Genomic DNA, 22,136 nt, shown 5'->3' with positions numbered 1-22,136 from the left:
CCGCGGGTCAGGCGACGACCGTGGTGGTGGAGCCGGCGCGGTCCTTGGTGACGCGGAGCTGCGCGGGGACGCGGGCGCGCAGTTCCGCGACGTGGCTGACGATGCCGACCGTCCGGCCGCCGTCGCGCAGGCCGTCCAGGACGTCCATGACCTCGTCGAGCGTCTCCTCGTCGAGCGTGCCGAAGCCCTCGTCGACGAACAGGGTGCCGATCTCGGTCCCGCCCGCCTCGGCGGTGACCACGTCGGCGAGGCCGAGGGCGAGGGACAGCGAGGTGATGAACGACTCGCCGCCCGACAGCGTCACCGGGTCGCGTTCCAGGCCCGTCCAGGCGTCGGCGACCCGCAGGCCGAGCCCGCCGGCGCCCTTGGTGCGGTCGCCCGCCGCCTTCTCGGTCGTGTGGACGAGCGCGTACCGGCCCCCCGACATCCGGCGCAGCCGCTCGTTCGCGGCGGCGACCACCTGTTCGAGGCGGGCCGCCAGCACGTACGCCGACAGCGCCATCGCGCGCCGGTTCGCCGCGTGCTTGCCCGACGCCAGTCCGGCCAGCCGCTCCGCCACCTCGTACCGCCGCGCGGCCGGACGCCACGCGCGGACGGCCCCGTCCAGCTCGGCGCGCAGCTCGGCGAGCCGGTCGCAGCGGCGCCGGGCACGGGCGGCGGCGTTCGCGGCCTCGGTGCGCGCGGCCTCCGCCGCCGCCACCGTCGCCTCCAGGCCCGGCAGGTCGGGGGCGGGCTCGGCGGCGGCCGCCTTCAGCGCCGGGTCGCCCAGCAGGGCGCGGACCTCGGCCTCCTCGTCGTCGAGCCGCCGGATCCTGTCGCGCAGGTCGCCCTGGTCCTCGTCCGGGAGCACGGCGGCGAGGACCTCCTCGGGGGTGCGGAACCCTTGCTCCTCGCCCCCTTGCCTTGCCTTCGCCCGCGCGGCGGCCAGCTCCCCGTCGGCCCGCGCGTACACGCGCAGCGCCTCGACGGCCTCGGCGAGCGCGTCGGCCTCCCCGCCCAGCCGGGCGATGCGCGCTTCGAGCGTCGGGTCGTCGCCGCGCGCCTCGTCCAGCTCCGCGGCCAGCCGGTTCTGCTCGGCGGCCAGCTCCCCGTCCTGGACGCGGTTCGCGGTGAGGTCGCGCGACACCCGCTCGTGCTCGGAGCGGACCTGGTCGAGTTCCCGCTCGTGCCGGTGAAGGGCCGCCTCCAGGCGTTCGGCCTCCGCGGCGCGGGCCTTCGCCGCCTCCCACTCGCGCTCGGCGTCGGCGAGTTCCGCCGCGAGGACACCGGCGGCCGTCTCCCCGGCGATCTCCAGGAGCTTGTCGCGCTCGGTGCGCAGCTCCCCGACGAGCGTCCCGGCCCGCTCGCGGACGTCCTGGGCCGCGTCGGCCTCGTGCTGCGCCCCGTCCACCTGCTCCTCGGTCGGGATCAGGGCGAGCGACGTGACCGGCGCCGGATGCTCGGTGGAGCCGCACACCCGGCACGGCTCGCCGTCCTCCAGCTCCTCGGCGAGCACGGCCGCCATCCCGTCCAGGCGCGCCTGCCGGAGGTCGAGGACGCGCTGCCGCGCGTCCTGGGCCGCATCGACCGCCGCGCGGTACTCCGCCTCCGCGCCGGCGAGCCGCTCCACCACCTGGTCGCGGCGCAGTGCCGCGTCGAGCCGGCGCCCGGCCTCGTTGACCGCGGCCTCCGCCCCCGACCGCGCCGCCGCCGCGAGGTTGGCCTCCTCCAGCTCGGCGCGGCGGGCGTCCACCACTCCCGGCAGGTCCGCGAGCGCCGCCGCGAGCCGCGCCTCCTCCGGCTCCAGCCGCCGCAGGTCGTCCGCCAGCCTCTCCCGGTCGCGCCCGATCTGCCGGAGCCTGGCGGCGGTGCCGCGCCTGCCCTCCAGCGCCGCGGCCTCGTTCCGGCGGTCGCGCTCGGCCTTGGCGATCACGTCCTCCGGCGCCTTCGGCGGCAGCAGCGCCGCCACCCGGGACCGGGTCTCCTCGGCCCAGCGGCGCGCCCGCACCGCCTCCCCGTGCCTGACCTCGACGTCCCGCACCAGCGGGGCGACCCGGTCGGCGCGGGCGGCGGCGTCGAGCCGGGACGCGAGCCGCGACTTCTCCTCGGCCCGCTCCGCCAGCGCGTCCCGCCTGGCGACGGCGGCGGCGTGGCGGCGCTGCCGCTCGGCGAGCCCCTTCGCCTCTTCCAGCGCCGCGCGCACCCCGCGCAGCGTCTCGCCGACATCCGCCGCCAGCTCCTCCACGACCGCGCGGACGTCCTCGTGCCCGCCCGCCAGCTCGGCGGCCCACGCGGGCAGCACCGCCACGTCGCCGAACGGCTCCACGACCGGCTCCCCGCGGCGCGGCGCGGGAACCAGTGAGGGCGCCTCGCGCGGCGTCGCGGCACCGGTCGTCTCGGCGATCCGGTCCGCGATCGAGAACGTCCGGGCGCCCAGCTCGGCGGCCTCCCGCCCGGTCGCCGCGCGCCGGTCGGCGAGCCACTTCTCGACCTGCGTGAACACCTCGGCCGCGAAGAGCCGCTCCAGCACCTTGCGGCGCTCGTCCGCCCCGGCGCGCAGGAACCCGGCGAACTCGCCCTGCGGCAGCATCGCCACCTGGCAGAACTGGACCGCGTTCATCCCGAGCATCCGCGACACCAGATCGCCGGCCTCGTCCAGCCGCGTGGTGAGACCGACCCACTCCCCGTGCTCGCACTCCTCCAGGACGACCTTCGCATGCTCGGTCGTCGTCCCGGACCCGCGCAGCTTCGGCCGCTCCCAGGCCGGCGACCGCGTGATGCGGAACCGGCGGCCCCGGATCGTCGTCTCCAACACCACACGCGGCCCGGCCCCGGGCGGCGCATGGTCACTGCGCAGCCCCTTCACCGCGTTCCGGGCACCGGGCACCTGGCCGTAGAGCGCGAAGCACACCGCATCGAGGATGCTCGTCTTACCCGCGCCCGTCCGCCCCTGGATGAGGAACAGCCCCGCCTCCGACAACGCGTCGAAGTCGACGACCTCCACCCCGGAGAACGGCCCGAACGCCGCAACCTCCAACCGATGCAACCTCACGCCAGGGCCTCCTTCTGGCGGCAGGCCTCGAACGCCTCGTGGAGGAGGGCGCGCTCGGCGTCGGTGGCGGGGGCCTCGGTGACCTCGGCCACGAAGTCGCCCGCGATGTCGAGGGCGCTGCGCTCGCGGACGCGGTCGGTCCAGGTGCGGGTGTTGTCGGTCCCGCCGCCTTCGGGGTCGTAGCCGAGGACGAGCGTGTGCGGGAACCGGCGGCGCAGTCGTTCCATCGCGGCGGACGGGCGGCTTTCGTCGGTCAGCGTGATCTGGAGCCAGCGGTCCTCGTACTTCTCGTAGGCCGCGCCGGTGAGCAGGTCGTCGAGGCGGCCGCGGACACGGGCGAGGCGGCGCGGGACGGGGGCCTCCACGAACTCCGCCGACACGCCGTCCGCGTGCAGGTCGATGAGCCAGGACCCCTTGACGTGCCGCTCCTCCGAGAACGAGTACGCCAGCGGCGAGCCCGAGTAGCGGACCCGGTCGGTGACGGGCCAGGCGCCGTGCAGGTGGCCGAGCGCGGCGTAGTCGACGCCCTCGAAGACCGATGCCGACACCTGCGACGACCCGCCGACCGAGATGTCGCGTTCGCTCTCGCTCGACTCGCCACCCGTGACGAACGCGTGTGCCAGCACGACCGAGTGCTCCGGCCGGGTGGCCGCGTCCTCCCGGACGCGCCGCATCGCCTCGGTGAGTGCGGCGGCGTGGCTGCGCTCGTCCAGGTTCCACGGGTGCCGGACGAGTTCGGGCTCCAGGTACGGGATGCCGTAGAACGCGGCGTCCCCGATGACGACGGGCTCCCCCGCACTCGCGAAGTCGGTGCGGACGTGCACGCCGGCGGCGTCCATCAGCGCCGACCCGAACCCGAGGCGGCGCGTCGAGTCGTGGTTGCCGGCGATGAGCACCACCCGGGTGCGTTCGGCCAGCCGCCGCAGCGCCTCGTCGCACAGCCGGACGGCGTCCACAGCGGGCAGCGCCCGGTCGTAGACGTCCCCGGAGACGAGCACGCACTCGACCCGCTCCGCCGCGACCGTCTCGACCAGGTGGTCGACGAACGCCGCCTGCGCGGCCAGCAGGTCCTCGCGGTGGAACGATCTGCCGAGATGCCAGTCGGAGGTGTGCAGGAGTCGCATGTCGCAGCAACCATAGGCACCCCCTCCGACACATCCCGCGCAGAAACGCCGGGGCGCCCCAGACGATCTTCCGGGATCGGGAGATCGCCGGCTCGCGCGCTCCCGTAGGGTTGCGACGTGAGCGAGCGTCCCTACGTGCTGCTGAGCTGCGCGATGTCCGCCGACGGCTATATCGACGACGCGACCCCGGAGCGGCTCCGGCTGTCCAGCGCGGCGGACTGGGACCGGGTCGACGCGGTGCGGGCGAGCTGCGACGCGATCCTCGCCGGCGCCGGGACGCTGCGCGCCGACGACCCCCGGCTGCTGATCCGGTCGGCGGTGCGGCGGGAACGGCGGGCGGCGCGGGGCCTGCCCGCCGACCTGACCAAGGTGACGCTGACCTGGAGCGGCGACCTGGACCCGGGCGCCCGGTTCTTCACCACCGGCGAGGCGCCGAAGCTCGTGTACGCGCCGTCCACCACGGCCGTCGAGCTCGCCCCTCGGCTGACCGGCGTCGCCGAGGTCATCGACGCGGGCGACCCGCTCGACCTGTCCACGGTGCTCGGCGACCTTGCGGCACGCGGCGTCCGTCGGCTGATGGTCGAGGGCGGCGGCGGCGTGCACACGCTGTTCCTCACGGCCGACGTGGTGGACGAGATCCAGCTCGTCGTGGCCCCGTTCTTCATCGGCGACCCCTCCGCGCCCCGGTTCGTCCGGTCCGGGGTGTTCCCGCAGTCGCCGGAGCGGCCGATGCGCCTGGACGAGGTGACCCGCATCGGCGACCTCGCGCTGCTCCGCTACCTGATCGGAGCCGCGCGTGGATGACCTCGGCTGGCTGGCGCTGGCGTGCGACCTGGCGGAACTGTGCCCGCCGTCCGGCACGGCGTTCTCCGTCGGGGCGGTCATCGTCGGCGAGGACGGGCGGGAGATCGCGCGCGGCTTCTCGCGGGAGAAGGACCCGCACGACCACGCCGAGGAGGCCGCCCTGGCCAAGGCCCCCGTCCGCCTCGAAGGCGCCACCGTCTACAGCTCACTCGAACCGTGCGGCCACCGCGCGTCCCGCCCGCGCACCTGCGCCGAGCTGATCGTGGCCTCGGGCGCCCGCCGCGTCGTCTTCGCCTGGCGCGAGCCGGTCCTGTTCGCCGAGGGCGCCGGCGCCGAAATCCTAGCGGCGGCGGGCATCGAACTAGTCGAACTCCCAGACCTGGCCAACCGCGCCCGCCACCCAAACACCCACCTCCTCTAACCCCCGCACGCAACAACCCCTTAACTCGTAAAAGCCGGGAACCTCCCGCAACGAGAAGAGTCCGTCTCGAAGCCTCCCGCCTCCTCGCCTGGCGGAATCCACAAGAACACCGGACCGAAACCGAGCACCGCGTGCGGTCGCCCCTCCAATTCCTGGAAGCCGAGCGTCCCCGCAACAGGAAGCGTCCCGTTCCACACAGCCATCCCGCCTCCTCCCCGCGCGAAACCCGCGAGAGCACCAGACCGAAGGCGGGCGCCGCGTGGAGGTGGCCCTTGAGCTCGTGGAAGCCGGGTGGCTCACAACGAGGAGCAGGCCGCCACATAGCCGCTTGAACGCGCAGCTCCTTGAGCTGGCGTCAGCAGCAGTTGGGGGGCGGTGGCGGCGGCCCTTGAGCTCGTGGAAGCCGGGTGGCTCGCAGCGAGGAGTGGGCCGCCACATAGCCGCTTGATCGCGCAGCTCCTTGAGCTGGCGTCAGCAGCAGTTGGGGGGCGCGGTGGCGGCGGCCCTTGAGCTCGTGGAAGCCGGGTGGCTCACGACAAGGAGTGGGCCGTCACCAAGCTGCTTGAACGCGCAGCTCCTTGAGCTGGCGTTAGGTGACGTTGGGAGTTGTGTGTGGTGGGCCCTTGAGTTCGTGGAAGCCGGGGGTTTTTGTGACGAGGAGGGTTCCGTCCCATAGGCGTCCTGCCTCTTCGCCGTGTGGGATTTGTGAGATGACCGGGCCGAAGTATGCTCGGTCGCCGACCTCGATCACGGGGGTGCCGATGTGCGGGCCCACCTTGTCGACGCCCTCGGTCGTTGACGCGCGGATCGCGTCGTCGTGGTTCGGCGTGTCGGCTGCCGCGGCGAGGCTCTCGGGCAGGCCGGCCTCGGCGAGCGCGTCCTGGAACGTCCGCGGTCCCATCTCGCCCCGCTCGTGGACGCGGGTTCCGAAGGCCGTGTAGAAGCGCCCTAGCGCCTCCTGCCCCGCCGTCGCGGCCACGGCGGCGCAGACGCGGGCCGGCAGCCAGACGTAGCCGCCGGGGTCGTCCTCCGGGTCGTCGTCCCGGTCCTCGTTGAGGGCGGCCAGGCTCAGCAGGTGCCAGCGCGGTTCGATCGGCCGGACCTTCGCCGCCTCCAGGAGCCATCGGGACGTGATCCAGGTGTACGGGCAGGACGGGTCGAACCAGAAATCGGCGATCTGGGACATGTTCCGGGTTATATCGGAATTGGATGAGACGCGAGTCTCATTGCTCTTGCCAACGCCCCGGGACGGCATGCGATGCTGTGCCCAAGCAAGCATTCGGTCAGCGGGAGGCACGGCAGCATGCGCGAGCACGATCGGCTGTTCATCGGCGGCGAGTGGACCGCTCCGGCCGGCACCGGCACCATCGACGTCATCTCCCCGCACACCGAGGAGGTCATCGGACGGGTGCCCGAGGGGACCGAGGGCGACATCGACGCCGCGGTCGCGGCGGCGCGGCGCGCGTTCGACGAGGGGCCCTGGCCGCGGATGTCGCCCGCGGAGCGCGCCGAGATCGTCGGGCGGCTGTCGGCGATCTACGCCGAGCGGCAGCAGGAGATGGCCGACCTCGTCACCGCCGAGATGGGCTCGCCGATCATGTTCTCGGTGTTCGGGCAGGCCGCGATCCCGCAGATGGTGCTGCAGTACTACGTCGACCTCGCCGGCACCTACGCGTGGGAGGACGAGCGGCAGGGCATGCTGGGGCCGGTCACGGTCACGCAGGAGCCCGTCGGCGTCGTCGCGGCGATCGTCCCGTGGAACGTGCCCCAGTTCACGCTGATGCTCAAGCTCGCGCCCGCCCTCATCGCCGGGTGCACGGTGGTCGCCAAGCCGTCTCCGGAGACGCCGCTCGACTCCTACCTGCTCGCCGAGTGGATCCGCGAGGCCGGGCTCCCGGAGGGCGTCGTCAACATCGTCCCGGCCGGGCGGGAGGTCGGCGCCTACCTGGTCGCGCACCCCGACGTCGACAAGGTGTCGTTCACCGGCTCCACCGCGGCCGGCCGCAAGATCGGCGCGGTCTGCGGCGAGCAACTCAAGCGGGTGACGCTGGAGCTCGGCGGCAAGTCGGCCGCGATCATCCTGGACGACGCCGACCTGGGCTCGGCCGTCGAGGGGTTCAAGCTGGCGTCGCTGATGAACAACGGCGAGGCGTGCGCCGCGCAGACCCGCATCCTCGCCTCCCGGCGCCGCTACGACGAGGTCGCCGACGCGCTCGCGACCATGGTCGGCGGCCTGAACGTCGGCGACCCCGCCGACTACGGCACCGAGATCGGCCCGCTGGTCGCCCAGCGCCAGCAGGAACGCGTGGAGAACTACATCCGGATCGGCCAGGACGAGGGCGCCAAGCTGATCACCGGCGGCCTGGACCGGCCGCGTGACCGCGGCTGGTACGTGGCCCCGACCGTGTTCGGCGGCGTCGGCAACGACATGCGCATCGCCCGCGAGGAGATCTTCGGCCCGGTGCTGGTCCTCATCCCCTACGAGGACGAGGACGACGCCGTCAGGATCGCCAACGACAGCGACTACGGCCTCGGCGGCTCGGTCTGGACGTCCGACGTCGACCACGGCGTCGACGTCGCCCGGCGGATCCGCACCGGAAGCTGCGGCGTCAACATGTACACCCTCGACCCGAACACCCCGTTCGGCGGCTACAAGAACAGCGGTCTGGGCCGCGAACTCGGCCCTGAGGGCCTCCACGCCTACCTGGAGCACAAGTCCATCCCCCACCCGGCCCCCACCAACTGACCCCGTCGGCCTACCCATAAGCGGCACGCGCCCGCCCCACGCGCCAGTCCGGCGGCACCAGCACGACGTCGCGGATCTGGCGGGCGGCCATGGGCGTGGCGGCTGCGCGCACCCGGGCCTCCAGCTCCCCTGCGGCCACTCGGATGCTTGGTCGCCGCGGCGTGCTGGATGCCGTCGGAGAAGGCGGTGAGCTGGCGCGGCTACTTGGTTGTGCCGTTTAGCCGCCGCTGCGCGGCGCGGTGATGTCGGCGGCTCCGGCGACCCGGCGCCAGCCGACCTGAGTACCGTCGTCGTGCCGTCCCACCTCCTAGATGGGACGGCACGCCCAATACCGACCTCACCCTCAGCGGCACGTCTCCCAGCCCTTGCCAGGAACGACTCACCGGCGACAGCCCTCATCCTCACCGAGCCCTCCACTGAGACGGCCCAGCGGCGATGGCCCTGGTCCCTGGGACGGCGTGGCGGTACCCGGCCTCGCTTGGGGTGGTGTGTGGTGCCGCGGTGGCGGGGTGAGGGGTCGTGGTCGATTCCACGTTGGGGGCGCGGGGGCCGTACCGTAGTGCGCCGTGTCCCCCACCTCCGAGAACGCACCCGCCAGTCTCGACGACGTCCTGGTCGGCGAGGCCGTGCTGGGCGTGTACCGGCAGATGTTCGCCGCGCTGGCCCGCGACAGCGGTGCCGTGGTCGACGACCCGGAGCTGGTGGACGTCGCCGAGACGCTGCTCGCCGCCTTCGCCGACGCGGGCGAGGACGGGCTGAGCCGTGAGCAGATGCGGTACGTGTGCCGCCGCTACCCGGCCGAGGTGTTCGAGAACCGGCTGCGGGTGCTGAAGGGGCTCGGCGCCGTCCGCGAGGTGTTCCCCAAGCCGAACCAGCTGCGCTACCGGGCGTCGTTCACCAGCGTGGTCGGGTTGATGTTCGTCCGCCGGATGATGCTGGACGGCGGCCAGAGCGAGATGCACCGGCTGCTCGCGCTGGAGCAGCTCAACGTGGCCGACCCGCGCATGACGCCCGAGCAGGCCCGGGACGGCGCGGACGGTCTCGCCCGCGCGTTCCGGCTGTGGAGCGTCGAGCTGGTCACGCTGACGAACGGGACCATCGAGGAACTCCGCGAGCAGGCGCCGAAGCTGTGGGGCACCGAGGAGATCCTGCTGCGCGCCGAACGGCTGCACGGCGCGATCCTGCGCCGCTGGCCGCAGCTCGACCGCACCTGCACCGACCTGCGCGCCGCGATCTACGCCTACGGCGACGCGTCCAGGCGGGCCGCGGCGCGGCTGTCGGACTCGGCGGGCACCACCCGGAACCTGACCCTCCTGCCGCCGGAGACCTGGCGGACCTTCACCCGGACCGCGTCCCGCGAGGACCTCGCCGCCGTGCTGGACGGGTTCGTCTTCGACGCGGCGGCGCCCTGGCACGAGCCGTCCGCGGTGGTCACCGCCGTGGAGGACGGCCCGCGCGCCACGCCGCCCCGCCCGGCCCCGCCGCGCCCGTCCGTGCCCGACCCCGGCCTGTCGGGCGACACCGGCTCGGACACGGCGGCGGTCGAACGGCTCCGCGGCATCGCCGAGCAGATCCTCCGCGGCGCGGACCGGGTCGCGGTCGAGGACGTTCTCGCCCAGGACTGGACGACCGCCCGCCGCGTGCTGGCCGACCTGTCGTCTGTGCATCTGCACCCGGAGCTCCCCTATCGCCTCACGTGGTCGGACGGCCTGACCGTGCGCCCCGAGGGCACCCCGACGTGGGTGTCGCCGGGCTGGTTCGAGAGGACGGGCGCGTGACCGTCGACCCGCACGTGCTGGCCCGCGCACGCGCACGCGTGCTGGGCGGGCCGTCCGTCTCCGCGTCCGATCCCGTCCCGCCGGGCCTGGCGGCGGCCACGGACGGCACCCGCGTCTGGCTGCTGCCCGAATGGCCGGACGGTGCGACGCCCGCGCTGCTGGAGGAGTACGAGACCGCGCCCATGCCCCTGGACCGTGCGGGCCAGGCCCGCCGCGTCCTCGCCGCCGCCCTGCGCTGCTGCTGGACGCGTCTGGACGACGCCCCCTGGCCGGGATCTGCGTCCACCGTCGCGGACGTCCTGGAGGTCTACGCGAACATGTCGCGCGGCGATTCGGACCTGGCGCGCCGCTGGGCCACCGGGGAACTCCGCCGCCTGTCCGACACCGGCTGGCTGCTCCTGGACGAGGCCGAAGGCACGGTCCGCCCCGGCCCCCGCGTCGCCCTCTGGCCGGAAGGATCGCTGGCGTCCCTGCGGGACCTTCTCCACCGCCTCCCCGAGCCCCCGCGCCCGGACCCCGCACCGGCCGAACCGAGCGAACCTGTCCCGTCATCGCTGCCTCCCGCAGATCCCGGCTCCGACGTCGAGAGCAACTCTGCCGAGGCGGCCGGGGACCCCGCCGCCGATTCCGAACCTGTGGATAACTCACCCGACCCGTCTCGGGAGGGGCCCGGTGAGTGAGCTGTTCGAGCCGCTGCTGCGGTCCTATGACGAGCGGCGGCGGGCGGAACTCGTCGCGGCCTACATGGCGGTGGAGCACGCGGCCGAGCCGGTCTCGGAGGTGCGGTTCGCGGCCCTGCGGGAGCCGGCGCTGCGCAGGACGGTCGAGGCGATGCTCGCGCTCAACGGGCGGACCCTCGTCCGGTCGGAGCGGAAGCACTGGATCTCCGGATACCGGGACGACGTCGCGGCGGAGCTGGCGAAGGAACCCGGGTGCGTGCCGCCGGCGCGGGAGCGGGCCGTGCTGACGCTGGTGCTGATCCACTCGGTGGCGATCCCGAGGGCGGCGGGGCTGCTCGCGGACGACTCGTGGCTGTCGCCGCACCCGACACCGGTGGACGAGCTGCGCCGCCGCACCCAGCTGCCCGTCGGGGAGCTGGAGGCGTCGCTGCGGCGGCTGCGGCTGGCCGGGCTCGTGTCGCAGGTCAAGGCGGGCGCGGACGACGCCGGGGGCTTCGTCCCCGGGCCGCAGTTCCACCGGCTGACCGATGCCGCCCGGAGGCGGCTGCAAGAGGAGCTGATCCTGGCCGCCGGGCCGGACTCGCCGCTCGCCGCGGCGATCCGGGCGCGGCGCAGGGGCCGGGAGCGCGAGCAGGGGGAGAACACGTGACGGCCGTCCTCGAACCGATGGTGACCGCGCGCGACACCGAGAACGTCGTCGGCGACCGGACGCTGGTGGCCGTGCAGGCGGTGAACATCTCGCGGCTGTCGACGCATCCGGTGCCGACCGTCCCCGGCACGCTCATCGTGGTGGCCGGGCAGGGTCCGAAGGACTCCAACGGCGCGGGCAAGTCGTCGTTCATCGCGGCCATCACCGCGCTGCTGGGCGACGAGCAGTGGCGGTTCGCGTCGGGTGCGCGGGCCGTGGCGGAGCTGCTGTTCAACGCGGAGCTGGCCGCGCAGGGCGACAGCCAGTGGGCGAGCGCCGACCACGGCTACATCGTGGGCGTCTTCGACTACGCCGAGCCGGTGGAGGAGGACGGCGAGACGGCCGTCACCGTCTGGCTCCGGGTGAACGCGGACGCGCCGCATCTGGAGATCCGGTGGCGGCAGGGCGTCTACCTGGCGTCGGCGCCGTCCGAGGCCGATCGGGTGTCGCTCGCCGACCGGCTCTGGGCGAGCCTCCCCCGCAGTGCGGGGCGCCGCGACCTCGTCGCGAAGGATCTGTCCCGCGTCCTGTACGGCGGGCAGGTCAGGTGCGTGTCGTTCCTGTCCACGTCGGTGCGGTCGAAGGTCGCGACGAACCTGCTGTCCCAGCCGCTGAACGAGATCAGCCCCGAGCGGATCTTCAGCGCGATCGCGGCGCTGACCGGGCTGGACCGGGAGCTGGAGGCCGAGCGCACGTCCCGCGCCGAGGAGCACCGGGAGCGCGCCAAGGCGGCGGAGGCCGCCGAGCGGCTCGCCGAGTGGGAGCGCGAGGCGGCGGTGCTGCTCAAGACGTTCGACCGGCGCGACCGGGCCCGCGACGAGGTGGCGGCGGCCCTGCGGCACTGGCGGACGCGGCAGGCCCGCCTGCTGGTGGACGCGGCCGAGGCGGACGCCGCGCACGCCGCCGAGCAGGAGCGGCTGCACCGGGAGGGCGAGGAGCTCGCCGCGGCCGCGAAGGCCGCCGAGCGCGAGATCGACCAGCTGACCGGCGGTGCCCTGGACGAGCAGCTGCAGGAGGCGGGCGCGGTGCTCGCCGAGCTGAAGGGGCAGGCGGCCCAGCTCGGCGCGGACAAGGCCGTCGCCCGCGACCGCCTGGACGAGCTGCGCCGGCGGGTGTCGGCGCTGGAGGACCGCCGGCGGGAGGCGGACGGACGGGACGCCGGGAAAGCGCGCGCCGAGCTGGCCGAGGCCGAGGCCCTCCGGGACGAGGCGCAGCAGGAGTACGGGATGGCCAGGGGCGCCGTCGCGCGGGCGGAGCGGTCCCTGGCCGAGGCGGAGGCGGGCGAGAGCAGCGCCCCCGCGCAGATCCGCGCCCTGGCGGCCGAGGGGATCGCCGCGGTCGGCCTGCTGGACGCCGTGGAGCTCGCCGAGGACGTCCGGGAGCGCTGGGAGGCCGCGCTCTGGCCGTACCGGGAGGCCGTCGTCGTCGGGACGGACGATCTCGACGCCGCGGTCGCCGCGCTCAAGGACCTGCCCGGATCGATGATCGTCCCGGCGGACGGCGACGGCGCCCTTCCCGAGGGCGTGGGGTGCGAGCGGCCGCTCGGCCGGTTCTTCGGCGCCCTCGGCGGCGACGGCGCGGGCGTCGTCATCGTCGGCGGCTTCAGGGAGCCCGTCACCGGGCGGGTGGCCCGCGTCCAGGCGGCGAGGGCCGCGGTGGAGGCCGCCCGGGAGGCGCTGGAGAGCGCCCGGCGGGCCACGTCCGACACCGCCGCCGAGGTGGCGCTCGCCGCGCGGCGGCTCGCGGGCGCGCAGGCCGCCGCCGAGCTGGACGAGGTCCGCGCGGCGATGACGGAGCTGCGCGAGGGCCTGGAGGAGCTGGCGGGCAGCGAGTCCCGGCTCGGCCCGCGCCTCGGGTCGGCGGAGCAGGCGCTGCGGCGCCTGCAGGCGAAGGCCGACACGCGGGCGCTGGAGACCGACCGGCTGCGCGGGAGGCGGGAGGCGCACGAGCGCGAGCGGGACGCGATCCGCCGCACCTCGTCGGAGCTGGCGGACAGGCGTGCCGCGCTCGGGATCGGCGAGCTGGAGCAGGAGTGGGGCGGGTCCCGCGAGGGCGCCGCCGAATGGCTGTCCGGCCTGGACGACGACGAGGCCACGTGGACGCCCGCCGAGTGGTGGCACACCGCCGAGAAGCACCTGTCGGAGGCGCTGCGCCGCGTCTTCCCGGACGGCACAGCCGACGAGGACATGCCCGAGGAGGTGCGCTTTCTGCTGCGGCAGCGCGCCGAGGGCGAGGGACGCCGCACCGACCGGGAGCAGGCGACGTTCCCCCGGCTGGTCAAGGCGATGGAGGGCTACCTGCGGCAGCAGGAGGACTACGAGAGGCACCAGCGGCGGCAGATCGAGGTGCAGCTGTCGGCCCGCCGCGCGGACCTGGAGAAGGCGCAGAAGGGCGCGACGGAGGCGGCGGGCGCCGCGGAGGCGCACCGGACGGCGCTGACGGCCGCGATCCGCAGCCGGCTGCAGCGCGTGTCGGAGGAGTTCGAGAAGCTGGACGTGACGTACGGCGGCTACGGCGCGACGCTGGAGTTCCCCACACCGGAGCAGCCGGGCGATCCGGAGCAGGAGTGGCGCTGGCGCGTCACGCCGAAGTGGCGGCGCTCGGACGGACAGCGCTACGTCCCGTACAACCGGCGCGCGAACACGGCGCTCATGGACGAGAAGGCGGTCAAGCTGGTGTGCGCGGCGGCGCTCGCCAGCTCCGGCGGGGGGCGGCTCTGCCTCGTCCTGGACGAGCTGGGCCGCAACCTCGGCAAGGAGCACCGCAAGGAGGCCGTCGCGCTGTTCCGCAAGATCGGCGAGACGCACGGCATCACCGTCATCGGCGCCCTGCAGGACGACATGGAGCCGTACGCGATCGACGCGTGCGGCCAGTACGTGAAGCTGCGCCGCTCGTCCGACACGATGCCGTACAACGAGCCGCCGGTCGTGGTCGGCTACGACGAGCACGAGGCCCGCGTCCGCAAGCTCGCCGAGCAGGTCACGGCCGCGCGCCCGGAGCCCGCCCCCGGCAAACCGGATGAAAGCGGATCCTGATTCCGGCAGGATGCCCGCCATGCGCGCGGATGATCTGCTGACCGAGATCGAGCCGCTGGCGTTCCGGGACCGCTGCCGACGGCTGGCGGACCTGCGGCGCCACGCCGGCGACCCGGCCCTGGCCGCCCTGCTGGACGAGCTGGGCGGGCGCGGCCACTACGAGCGGTCGGTGGCGCTGTTCGTCGCCTCCGCCGTCCGCGACGAGGCGTCGGTGGCGCACCTCGCGGGCGCCATCGGCGATCCGGACACCGAGCTGGCCTGCCGGGCGATCACGCTCGCCGTCCGGTACGGCGCGGCTCCGCGGCCGTTCCTCGACGGGCTGGACGACGCCCCCGAAGGGGTCCGCAGGGCGCTGTACGACGCCGTCCGCAGGTGGCGGCCCGCCGGGCTCGCCGACGCGCTCATCGGCAGGGTCGCGGAGCGGTGGGGCGACCAGGAGGCGGCGGCGCTGCTGCCCGCCTGCGCACCGGAGACCGTCGCCGGGAGGATCGACGCGCTCGCCCACGCCGTCGGGAACTGGGCGTCGCTCGGGCACGCCCACCCGCGGGCCGTCCTCGACCACGCGGAGCGCGCCCTGGCCGCGCTGCCCGACGGCATGTGGAGCACCTGGTGGTTCCGGCACGAGCCCGGTGTCGCGGCGGCGGTGCGCCACGATCCCGGCCGGGTCGTCGGGCTGCTGGAGCGCCACTGCGCGGCCGCCTCCCTCCCGCACGGGCTGTACCCCGCCGCCGGGGCGCTGATGGACGCCGAGCCTGAGCGCATGCTCCGCCTCCTGCTCGCCGAGGCGCACCGGGCCGACCTGTGCGCCCTGCTGAACCGCAGGTCCTTCCGCGACCGGCTGGCGAGGTTCGGCGACGGCGACCTGACCGCCGTCGCGCGCGCCGTCCGCGAGGACGACCACGCGCTGTGCCTGCTGCTGAAGGCGTTCCCGCCGGGCCGCCGCGCGGCGGTGTTCGACGCGGCGATGCGCGGCGTCGACCTGGGCACCGCCGAGCTCGGGGAGCCGCTGCTGGACGTCCTGCCGCGCGAGGTCCGGACGCGCGAGGCCCGCCGGATGCTCGGGCTGCGCAGGGTCGCCGCCTCCCCCGAACGCGTGCGGAGCGTGACGGCGTTCCTGCCCTTCGAGGAGGCGCGGCCCGTCCTGGAGGAGCTGACCCGCAGGCCGGACGCCGACGAGCGCGCCACCGGGTACGCGCTCCTGATCCGGTGCGCCGGGCGCGAGCGCACGCCCGCCGCGCTGGCCGCGGCGCTGGAGTCGTCCGGGCGGCTCCGCAACGAGCAGGACCCCGTCCGCCTGAGCGCGCTGGACGCGCTGGCGTCCGTCCCGGAGGGCCTGCTGCGCGCCGAGCACGGCGCGGCGATCGCACGGCTCGCCGAGGACGCGCTCGGCGCCCGCGACTCCTCCCCCATGACTCGCTACGAGCTGGCCCGGCTCGCCTCCGCCCTCTGCCGCCAGGGCGCCGTCCGCGACGACGCCGCCCTGCTGGAGTCGGGGCTGGAGTTGATCGAGCGGCTGGCCGGCGGCACCGGGACGGTCCACCTCGGCCGGCTCGACCGCGCGCTGCGGCGCGGGCGGGAGCACCGGCTGGCCGAGCTGCTGGCGCCCCGCCTGGCGGCGGCGGCGCGCCGCGACGACCACCGGCTCGCGCTGATGCTCGTCCGGGCCCTCGGCCGCCGCGCCCACCGCGTCCCGATCCTGCAGGACGGCCTGGAGGCGGCCCTGGACGCCCGCGAGGACGCCGTGATCCGCGAGGCGATCAGGCTGTGGCTCGCCCCGCCCGGAACCCGCGCCGAGCGGGTCGGCCGGGTCGTGGCCCGGGATCCGTCGGCGGTCGCCGTCCCCGCGGTCCTCGCCGCCGTCGCCCGCGAGCGCACCGACCTGCTCCACCTCGTCCTGACCCGCGACACCCCGCCCGGACGGTTCCACCGCGCCGACGTCGTGTACGTGCCGCGGATGCGCCGGTCCTGGATGCGCCGCTGGACGGCCCGGCAGCGCGACGCCTACCTGGACCTCCTGGAACGGGCCGCGGCGGACGAGGAGGCGCCGAGCACCCAGCGGGGCGGTGCCGTGTCCGCCATGGCGGAGGTCCCCGGCATCGACGCGGCCCGGCTCCGCCCCCATCTCGCCTCCGGCGATCCCCACCTGCGCAGGAGGGCGCTCACCGCGCTCCCGTGGACCGCCTCCCCGCAGGACGTCCTGCCGGACCTGCTCGCCCACGCGGGCTCCGACGACGCGCACGTCGCCGTCTACGCGGCGGCCCGCGCGGCGCGGTTCGTCCCGCCGTCGGCACTGGCCGCGGCGCTCGGCCCCGTCCTGCGCGACGGCAAGATCACCGCCAGGAAGGAGGCCGTGCGGATCCTGCTGGACAACCGGGTCCCGGACGCCCTGGCGATCATCGCGGCGGCCTGGGACGACCCGGGCCAGCACCGCGACGTGCGCGCCGCGATCGCCTCGGCCGTCCGCGCCCGGCTGGACGACCCGGTCGCCCGCCGCATCCTGGCCGAGGCGGCGGAGGGTCCGCGCGACCTGGCCCGGCAGGTGCTCGGCACGCCGCCCGCGCTCGTGGAGGAGCGGTTCCGGGGCGACTACGCCGCGCTGGTGATGCGCGTGGTGCGCTCCCCCGATCCGGAGGCCCGCGACGCGGCGCTGTCCAGCGTGCCCCTCTGGGCGCGCTGGGCACCGGACGCGCCCGCGCTCCTGGCGCGCCTCGCCGGCGATCTCGGCGAGACGAGCGCGTGGCGGCCGGCGCTGTACGCCCTCGTCCGCTGCGTCACCATGGGGACCGGCGCCGCCGAACTCGGCGCCGCCGTCGCCGCCCTGGCCGCCGGGCCGGACGAGCCCGACGCCGGCCCGGAACGCGACCTGCCCGCGTCCCAGCGGCTGACCGCGCTGCTCGGGACCGTCCGGGAGTTCACCGCCCGCAACCGGGCGCTCGGTGAACGCGCCGTCCGGGCGGTGGAGGACCGGCTGCCCGAGCCGCTGGCGAGCGAACTCGCGGCGGCGACCCTCCGCTGGGACGATCCCGGAGCGGCGGACGCCGTCGACGCCCTGGCCGACCGGTGCCGGGGCGGCGGCGTCCTGAGGGCGCGGCTCGTCGCGGAGGCGCTCGCCGCCGGCCCGTCCCCGGCCGCGCTGTGGACGGCCCCCGACCCGGCGGACGTGCGCCCGCACGCCGCCCGGCTCGCGGCGCGCGGCGACCTCGCCGGCGGCCTGTTCGCCTGCGCCCTCACCGCCGCGCACGCCCCGCGGGCGGGGTGGCCCGAGGAGTGGCGCGCCCTGCTGCGCGCCCTCCGCGCCCACGCCGACCAGGACGTCGTGTTCACGGCCCGCGGGATGCTCACCGCGGGCGAGTGACCGTCAGGCCGGGATCCGCGCGTCGAGGGCCCGCCGGTCGAGGGTGAACCGGCTCTGGAACGCGATGGCGACGGCCATCAGGGCGGCGGGGATGAGCGTGACGCCGATGAGCAGCGCCAGCAGCGCGGAGTCCGACTGGGCGATGCTGCGGCCCTCGGTGGTGGACACGAAACCGCCTACGGCGAGGGCGGCGGAGTACACGTACGGGCCGATGGCCGTGCCGGTCGCGTCCGTCGCGGTCCACACGCCGGTGTAGGCGCCCGCGCGGGCCGTCCCGCGCTCCTCGGCGGCGGCGACCACGTCGGGGATCAGCGAGAAGGCGAAGAGCTGGAGGCCGCCGAAGGCGGTGCCCAGCACGGCGATCACCGCGACGGTCGGGAGCACTCCCATCGCCTGGCCGGGCCACAGGGCGAGCGGCCCCACCACGAACGTGAGCTGGCACAGCAGGAGGGCGCGCTGCTTGCCGGTCCGCCGCGACACCTTCGCCCAGACCGGGCCGGCGATCGCCGCGGGCACCAGGAACGCGCCCATGAACACCGCCGTCAGCCCCTCGTCGTCCATGACGTGCTCGGTGTAGAAGGGCACCGCCGCGAGGAACAGGTGCGCGGTGATGCTCGTGAACAGGTACGACAGGACCAGCGTCCGGAATTCGCGGTCCCGCCAGGCGATCCGGAGGTCGTCGAGGACGGAGTGGGCGTGCCCGTCCGGGATCCGGAATCCGCATCGCTCGGTCAGCCGCCGGACGTACACCAGGGCGACCAGCCCGGTGGCGACCAGCACGCCGGCCAGCAGGACGGCCATCCGGGCGTAGTCGTCGCGCCCGCCCTCGGACACCAGCGCGGGCGCCGCGACACCCGCGCCGAGCAGGCCCACCGTCAGCAGCAGCATCCGGTACATGAACACCCGGGTGCGCTCGTGGTAGCCGATCCGCAGGTCGGACGGCGTCGTCAGGTACGGCACCTGGAAGCACGCGTACAGCATGTTCCCCGCGATGTAGAAGGCGCCGATCCACAGCGCCGCCGACCAGCCCGACACGCCGGACGGGACGGCGAACAGCCCGATCCAGGCGAGCGGGAGGAGCAGCCCCCAGCGCAGCATGCCGCGGCGGTGCCCGGCACGGCGCGCCCGCCGGTCGGACAGCGTCCCGAAGAGCGGGTGGACGACGGCGTCGAGGATCTTCGGCAGCAGCAGGGTGAGACCGGCGAGCGCCGGGGAAACGCCGAGCGTGTGCGTCATGAAGTAGAGGAGCAGCAGCCCCGGGACGGTGACCCACACCCCCATCCCGAGCGACCCGGCCGCGTACCCGGTGAGGTCGCCGACGCGGGGGCGGGCCGCCGCCTCGCCCGCCCGCGCCGACTCGGTCGTGCTCATCGGCGGCCCGCGAGGCTCATGGGCGTACTCCCTGGTTGCGAGGATCCAACCCTAGATCCCTTTCCTGTAAGAGGACATGGGCCCCGGCCCGCGCACCGCCGCCGGGAGTGATCAACCGTCGGTCAGCCCCAGGTGCTCGGCCTCCTCGGCGAGGCGGCCGGCGGCGGCCCGGGAGCCCGCCGCGTCCAGTTCGTGGGCCAGTTCCTCCAGCTCGCCGCCGCCCGCCATCAGGCCGGTCAGCTCCTCGCGGGTGATCTCGTCCTTGGTGTGGTAGCCGATGCTCCGGCCCCGGTTGAGGATCAGGAAGCGGTCGCCGACCGGGTAGGCGTGGTGCGGGTTGTGGGTGATGAACACGACGGCGAGGCCCCGCTCCCGCGCCTGGACGATGTAGCGCAGCACCACCCCGGCCTGCTTGACGCCGAGGGCGGCGGTGGGCTCGTCCAGGACGAGGGCCCTGGCGCCGAAGTAGACGGCGCGGGCGATCGCCACGCACTGCCGCTCGCCGCCCGACAGGGTGCCGATGGGCTGGTTGACGTCGCGCAGGTCGATGCCCATCGCGGCCATCTCGGCGTGGGTGGTGGACCGCATGAACTCCACGTCCAGGCGGCCGAGGCCCTTGCGCTTCTCCGAGCCGAGGAAGAAGTTGCGCCAGACCGGCATCAGCGGGACGACCGCGAGGTCCTGGTAGACGGTCGCGATGCCGAGGTCGAGGGCGTCCCGGGGCGAGCCGAACGCCACCGCCCGGCCCTCGACCTCGTAGGTGCCGGCGTCGTGGCGGTGCAGCCCGGCGACGACCTTGATGAGCGTGGACTTGCCCGCCCCGTTGTCGCCTAGCACGCAGGTGACCTCGCCGGCGGACGCCTCCAGGGTCACGTCCCGCAGCGCGATGACGTTGCCGTAGCTCTTGCCGACGCGGGTCAGCCTGATCAGCGGCGCCTCCCCAGCGGGCTTCGCGGGCTCGTCCGCGGGCTTCGCGGGCTTCTTCGCGTCCGTCATGACGACCGCTCCACTCTGCGCCGCACGATCAGATTGACCACGGTCGCGATCAGCAGCATCGCGCCGAGGAAGAACCGGAACCAGTCGGGGTTCCACTCGGCGTACACGATGCCCTTGTTCGTCATGCCGAAGATGAACGCGCCGATCGCCGCGCCGATCGCCGACCCGTAGCCGCCGGTCAGCAGGCAGCCGCCGATGACCGCGCAGATGATGTACAGGAACTCGTTGCCGACGCCCTCCCCCGACTGGACGGCCGCGAACGCGAACACCAGGTGCATCCCGGAGAACCAGGCGCAGAACGCGACGGCCATGAACAGGCCGATCTTCACGCGGGCGACCGGGACGCCGACCGCGCGGGCGCTGCCGGCGGCGCCGCCCGCCGCGAAGATCCAGTTGCCGGTGCGGGTGCGCAGCAGGATCCAGGTCGCGATGGCAACGAACAGCAGCCACCAGAACACCGTGATCTTGACCCGGAAGGCCGGGGGGTCGAGGTCCGCCCAGTAGATCATTTTGGCGGCGAGGCCGGGCACGTCGATGTCGGACGCGAAGACCGCGCGGGCGCTGTCGAACCCGTCCATGTCGCGGACTGAGTCGCTGGCGACGTTGCCGGTGAGCGCCTTCGTCACGCCGAGGTTCAGGCCCGCGAGCATGAAGAACGTGGCGAGCGTGATGATGAAGCTCGGCAGCTTCGTCCGGACGTACAGGACCCCGTTCACCATGCCGAGCGCCAGCGTGAGGACGAGCGAGATGACCACGCCCGCCCACACGTTGAGCGTGAGCTGGTAGGCGGTCAGCGCCGCGATCAGCGCCGCGGACGTCACCATCACCCCGGCGGACAGGTCGAACTCGCCGCCGATCATCAGCAGCGACACCCCCACCGCCATGATCCCGAACGTCGAGCTGGCGTACAGGACGGTGGAGAACGAGCTGGTCCGCAGGAACGCGTCCGCGACGACCGAGAAGAAGACGAAGAGCGCGACCGCGCCGAGCAGCGCCCCGAGCTCCGGGCGGCCCAGCAGCCGCCGCAGCGGCGACCGCCGGGCCAGGCGCTCGTCCGGGCCGGCCACCGGCGGCCCGGCCACGGCCTGGGTCATCGCGTCCCCCGGTTGGCGAACGCCTCCAGCTGCGCGGCGTTCTCCTTGGTGACGATCGCGGGACCGGTCAGCACCGGGCGCCCGCCGCCGAGCACGTTGCCGTTGTTCTTCAGCAGCCACAGCTCGTCGACGGCCTCGTAGCCCTGCAGGTAGGGCTGCTGGTCGACGGCGAACTGGATGGCGCCGGAGGTGATCGAGGAGATCAGGTCCTTGTTCAGGTCGAACGTGCCGATCTTGGCCTTGCTGCCGGTCTCCTTCACCGAGTCGACGGCGGTCGCGGCGAACGGCGCGCCGAGCGTCAGGATCCCGTCGATGCTCTTGTCGGCCTGCAGCTTGGCGGTGATGGACGACTTCACCTCCGGCATGTTGGTGCCCTGCACGAAGAGGTTCTGCAGGTCGCCGCCGAACGTCTTCTTCGCGCCGGCGCAGCGGTCCTCCAGGCCGACGTTGCCCTGCTCGTGGATGACGCAGAGCGCCTTCTTCGCGCCGATCTCCGCCAGCTCGGTGCCGGCCGCCTCACCGGCGATCGACTCGTCCTGCCCGAAGTGCGCGATCGCGCCGAGCTTCGCCGACTCCGCCGCGCCGGAGTTGATCGACACGACCGGGATCTTCGCGGCGGTGGCGCGGGCGAGCACGTCCTTCATCGCCTCCGGCTTGGCGAGCGTGACGATGATGCCGTCGACCTTCTGGTCGATGGCGGCCTGGACGAGCTGGGCCTGCTTGCCGCCGTCCGGGTCGGCCGAGTACAGGAACTCGACGTTGTCCTTGGCGGCGGCGGCCTTGGCGCCCTTCTGCACGATGTCCCAGAAGGTGTCGCCGGCGCCCGAGTGCGTGACCATGGCGATCTTCAGCCGCGGACCGGCGCCCTCGGGCGTCTCCTCGGACTTCTTGCCGCCCTCGCTGCTGCAGGCGCTCAGCGCCAGCAGTCCCGCGGCGGCCAGCACCGCGAGGCCCTTGGACGATCCCCGCGCGAAAACGCCTCTCATCGGATGCTCTCCGTTTCTCCCCGAGTG

General features: G+C 74.6%; 15 protein-coding genes. 8 read left to right on the top strand and 7 right to left on the bottom strand.

Annotated elements, in window-relative coordinates:
- Nucleotides 1-7: 7 nt before the first annotated feature.
- Nucleotides 8-3,031, bottom strand: a complete 3,024-nt coding sequence (locus tag BM339_RS07970; protein WP_075020381.1) for an AAA family ATPase — start codon at nt 3,029-3,031, stop codon at nt 8-10.
- Nucleotides 3,028-4,155: an exonuclease SbcCD subunit D gene (locus BM339_RS07965; RefSeq protein WP_075020380.1), complete on the bottom strand. Its 1,128-nt coding sequence runs from the start codon at nt 4,153-4,155 to the stop codon at nt 3,028-3,030. Before BM339_RS07965 ends, BM339_RS07970 begins: the two co-directional genes overlap by 4 nt.
- Before the next feature lie 117 nt (nt 4,156-4,272).
- Between BM339_RS07965 and BM339_RS49690 the strand changes: the two genes are divergently transcribed.
- Both BM339_RS49690 and BM339_RS49685 read left to right on the top strand, forming a co-directional pair.
- Nucleotides 4,273-4,959 carry a RibD family protein gene (locus BM339_RS49690; RefSeq protein WP_075020379.1) on the top strand — a complete coding sequence of 229 codons (687 nt, stop codon included), beginning with the start codon at nt 4,273-4,275 and terminating at the stop codon, nt 4,957-4,959.
- A complete protein-coding gene (locus BM339_RS49685) occupies nt 4,952-5,380 on the top strand; it encodes a cytidine/deoxycytidylate deaminase family protein (RefSeq protein WP_075020378.1) in 429 nt (142 codons plus the stop codon). Before BM339_RS49690 ends, BM339_RS49685 begins: the two co-directional genes overlap by 8 nt.
- Nucleotides 5,381-5,969: 589 nt before the next feature.
- Here the strand turns inward: BM339_RS49685 and BM339_RS07950 are convergent.
- A complete protein-coding gene (locus BM339_RS07950) occupies nt 5,970-6,566 on the bottom strand; it encodes a mycothiol-dependent nitroreductase Rv2466c family protein (protein WP_075020377.1) in 597 nt (198 codons plus the stop codon).
- Between the two features lie 117 nt (nt 6,567-6,683).
- Here BM339_RS07950 and BM339_RS07945 point away from each other — a divergent pair, with 117 nt between their 5' ends.
- The 6 genes from BM339_RS07945 to BM339_RS07920 all read left to right on the top strand — a co-directional run bounded on the left by BM339_RS07945 (nt 6,684) and on the right by BM339_RS07920 (nt 17,662).
- Nucleotides 6,684-8,126 carry an aldehyde dehydrogenase gene (locus tag BM339_RS07945; protein WP_021598091.1) on the top strand — a complete coding sequence of 481 codons (1,443 nt, stop codon included), beginning with the start codon at nt 6,684-6,686 and terminating at the stop codon, nt 8,124-8,126.
- 566 nt (nt 8,127-8,692) lie between these two features.
- Complete coding sequence (locus tag BM339_RS07940) at nt 8,693-9,904, top strand: hypothetical protein (protein WP_021598093.1); 1,212 nt, start codon at nt 8,693-8,695, stop codon at nt 9,902-9,904.
- Nucleotides 9,901-10,584: a hypothetical protein gene (locus BM339_RS07935; RefSeq protein ID WP_021598094.1), complete on the top strand. Its 684-nt coding sequence runs from the start codon at nt 9,901-9,903 to the stop codon at nt 10,582-10,584. Before BM339_RS07940 ends, BM339_RS07935 begins: the two co-directional genes overlap by 4 nt.
- Nucleotides 10,577-11,233 (top strand): DprA-like winged helix domain-containing protein, encoded by a 657-nt coding sequence (locus BM339_RS07930; RefSeq protein ID WP_021598095.1) that lies wholly within the window; start codon nt 10,577-10,579, stop codon nt 11,231-11,233. Before BM339_RS07935 ends, BM339_RS07930 begins: the two co-directional genes overlap by 8 nt.
- Nucleotides 11,230-14,307, top strand: coding sequence for a coiled-coil domain-containing protein (locus tag BM339_RS07925; protein WP_083597410.1), 3,078 nt, complete (start codon nt 11,230-11,232; stop codon nt 14,305-14,307). The genes BM339_RS07930 and BM339_RS07925 overlap by 4 nt, the downstream gene beginning before the upstream one ends.
- Nucleotides 14,308-14,326: 19 nt before the next feature.
- The gene (locus BM339_RS07920; protein ID WP_075020376.1) at nt 14,327-17,662 is read left to right on the top strand and encodes a hypothetical protein; all 3,336 of its coding nucleotides are present in this window, start codon (nt 14,327-14,329) and stop codon (nt 17,660-17,662) included.
- A gap of 3 nt (nt 17,663-17,665) precedes the next feature.
- On the opposite strand, the gene BM339_RS07915 is transcribed toward BM339_RS07920, so the two are convergent.
- From BM339_RS07915 to BM339_RS07900, 4 genes are all read right to left on the bottom strand, one after another.
- Nucleotides 17,666-19,033: an MFS transporter gene (locus BM339_RS07915; RefSeq protein WP_021596316.1), complete on the bottom strand. Its 1,368-nt coding sequence runs from the start codon at nt 19,031-19,033 to the stop codon at nt 17,666-17,668.
- A 111-nt stretch (nt 19,034-19,144) separates the two neighbouring features.
- Complete coding sequence (locus tag BM339_RS07910) at nt 19,145-20,029, bottom strand: ATP-binding cassette domain-containing protein (RefSeq protein WP_075020375.1); 885 nt, start codon at nt 20,027-20,029, stop codon at nt 19,145-19,147.
- The gene (locus BM339_RS07905) at nt 20,026-21,123 is read right to left on the bottom strand and encodes an ABC transporter permease (RefSeq protein WP_075020374.1); all 1,098 of its coding nucleotides are present in this window, start codon (nt 21,121-21,123) and stop codon (nt 20,026-20,028) included. The genes BM339_RS07910 and BM339_RS07905 overlap by 4 nt, the downstream gene beginning before the upstream one ends.
- On the bottom strand, nt 21,120-22,109 hold the full coding sequence (locus BM339_RS07900) for a sugar ABC transporter substrate-binding protein (protein ID WP_021596319.1): 990 nt from the start codon (nt 22,107-22,109) through the stop codon (nt 21,120-21,122). The genes BM339_RS07905 and BM339_RS07900 overlap by 4 nt, the downstream gene beginning before the upstream one ends.
- Between the last annotated feature and the right edge of the window lie 27 nt (nt 22,110-22,136).

This window comes from Actinomadura madurae (assembly GCF_900115095.1).
Lineage (GTDB): Bacteria > Actinomycetota > Actinomycetes > Streptosporangiales > Streptosporangiaceae > Spirillospora > Spirillospora madurae.
The sequence above is the reverse complement of the archived record's forward strand: the minus strand, read 5'-3'. Positions and strand labels throughout refer to the sequence as shown.

What these genes read in the sequence shown, in the direction of transcription:
- BM339_RS07905 (WP_075020374.1), bottom strand. Translation starts at nt 21,123, where the DNA reads ATGACCCAGGCCGTGGCCGGGCCGCCGGTGGCCGGCCCGGACGAGCGC.
- BM339_RS07965 (WP_075020380.1), bottom strand. Translation starts at nt 4,155, where the DNA reads ATGCGACTCCTGCACACCTCCGACTGGCATCTCGGCAGATCGTTCCAC.
- BM339_RS07920 (WP_075020376.1), top strand. Translation starts at nt 14,327, where the DNA reads ATGCGCGCGGATGATCTGCTGACCGAGATCGAGCCGCTGGCGTTCCGG.
- BM339_RS07900 (WP_021596319.1), bottom strand. Translation starts at nt 22,109, where the DNA reads ATGAGAGGCGTTTTCGCGCGGGGATCGTCCAAGGGCCTCGCGGTGCTG.
- BM339_RS07945 (WP_021598091.1), top strand. Translation starts at nt 6,684, where the DNA reads ATGCGCGAGCACGATCGGCTGTTCATCGGCGGCGAGTGGACCGCTCCG.
- BM339_RS07950 (WP_075020377.1), bottom strand. Translation starts at nt 6,566, where the DNA reads ATGTCCCAGATCGCCGATTTCTGGTTCGACCCGTCCTGCCCGTACACC.
- BM339_RS07910 (WP_075020375.1), bottom strand. Translation starts at nt 20,029, where the DNA reads ATGACGGACGCGAAGAAGCCCGCGAAGCCCGCGGACGAGCCCGCGAAG.
- BM339_RS07915 (WP_021596316.1), bottom strand. Translation starts at nt 19,033, where the DNA reads ATGAGCACGACCGAGTCGGCGCGGGCGGGCGAGGCGGCGGCCCGCCCC.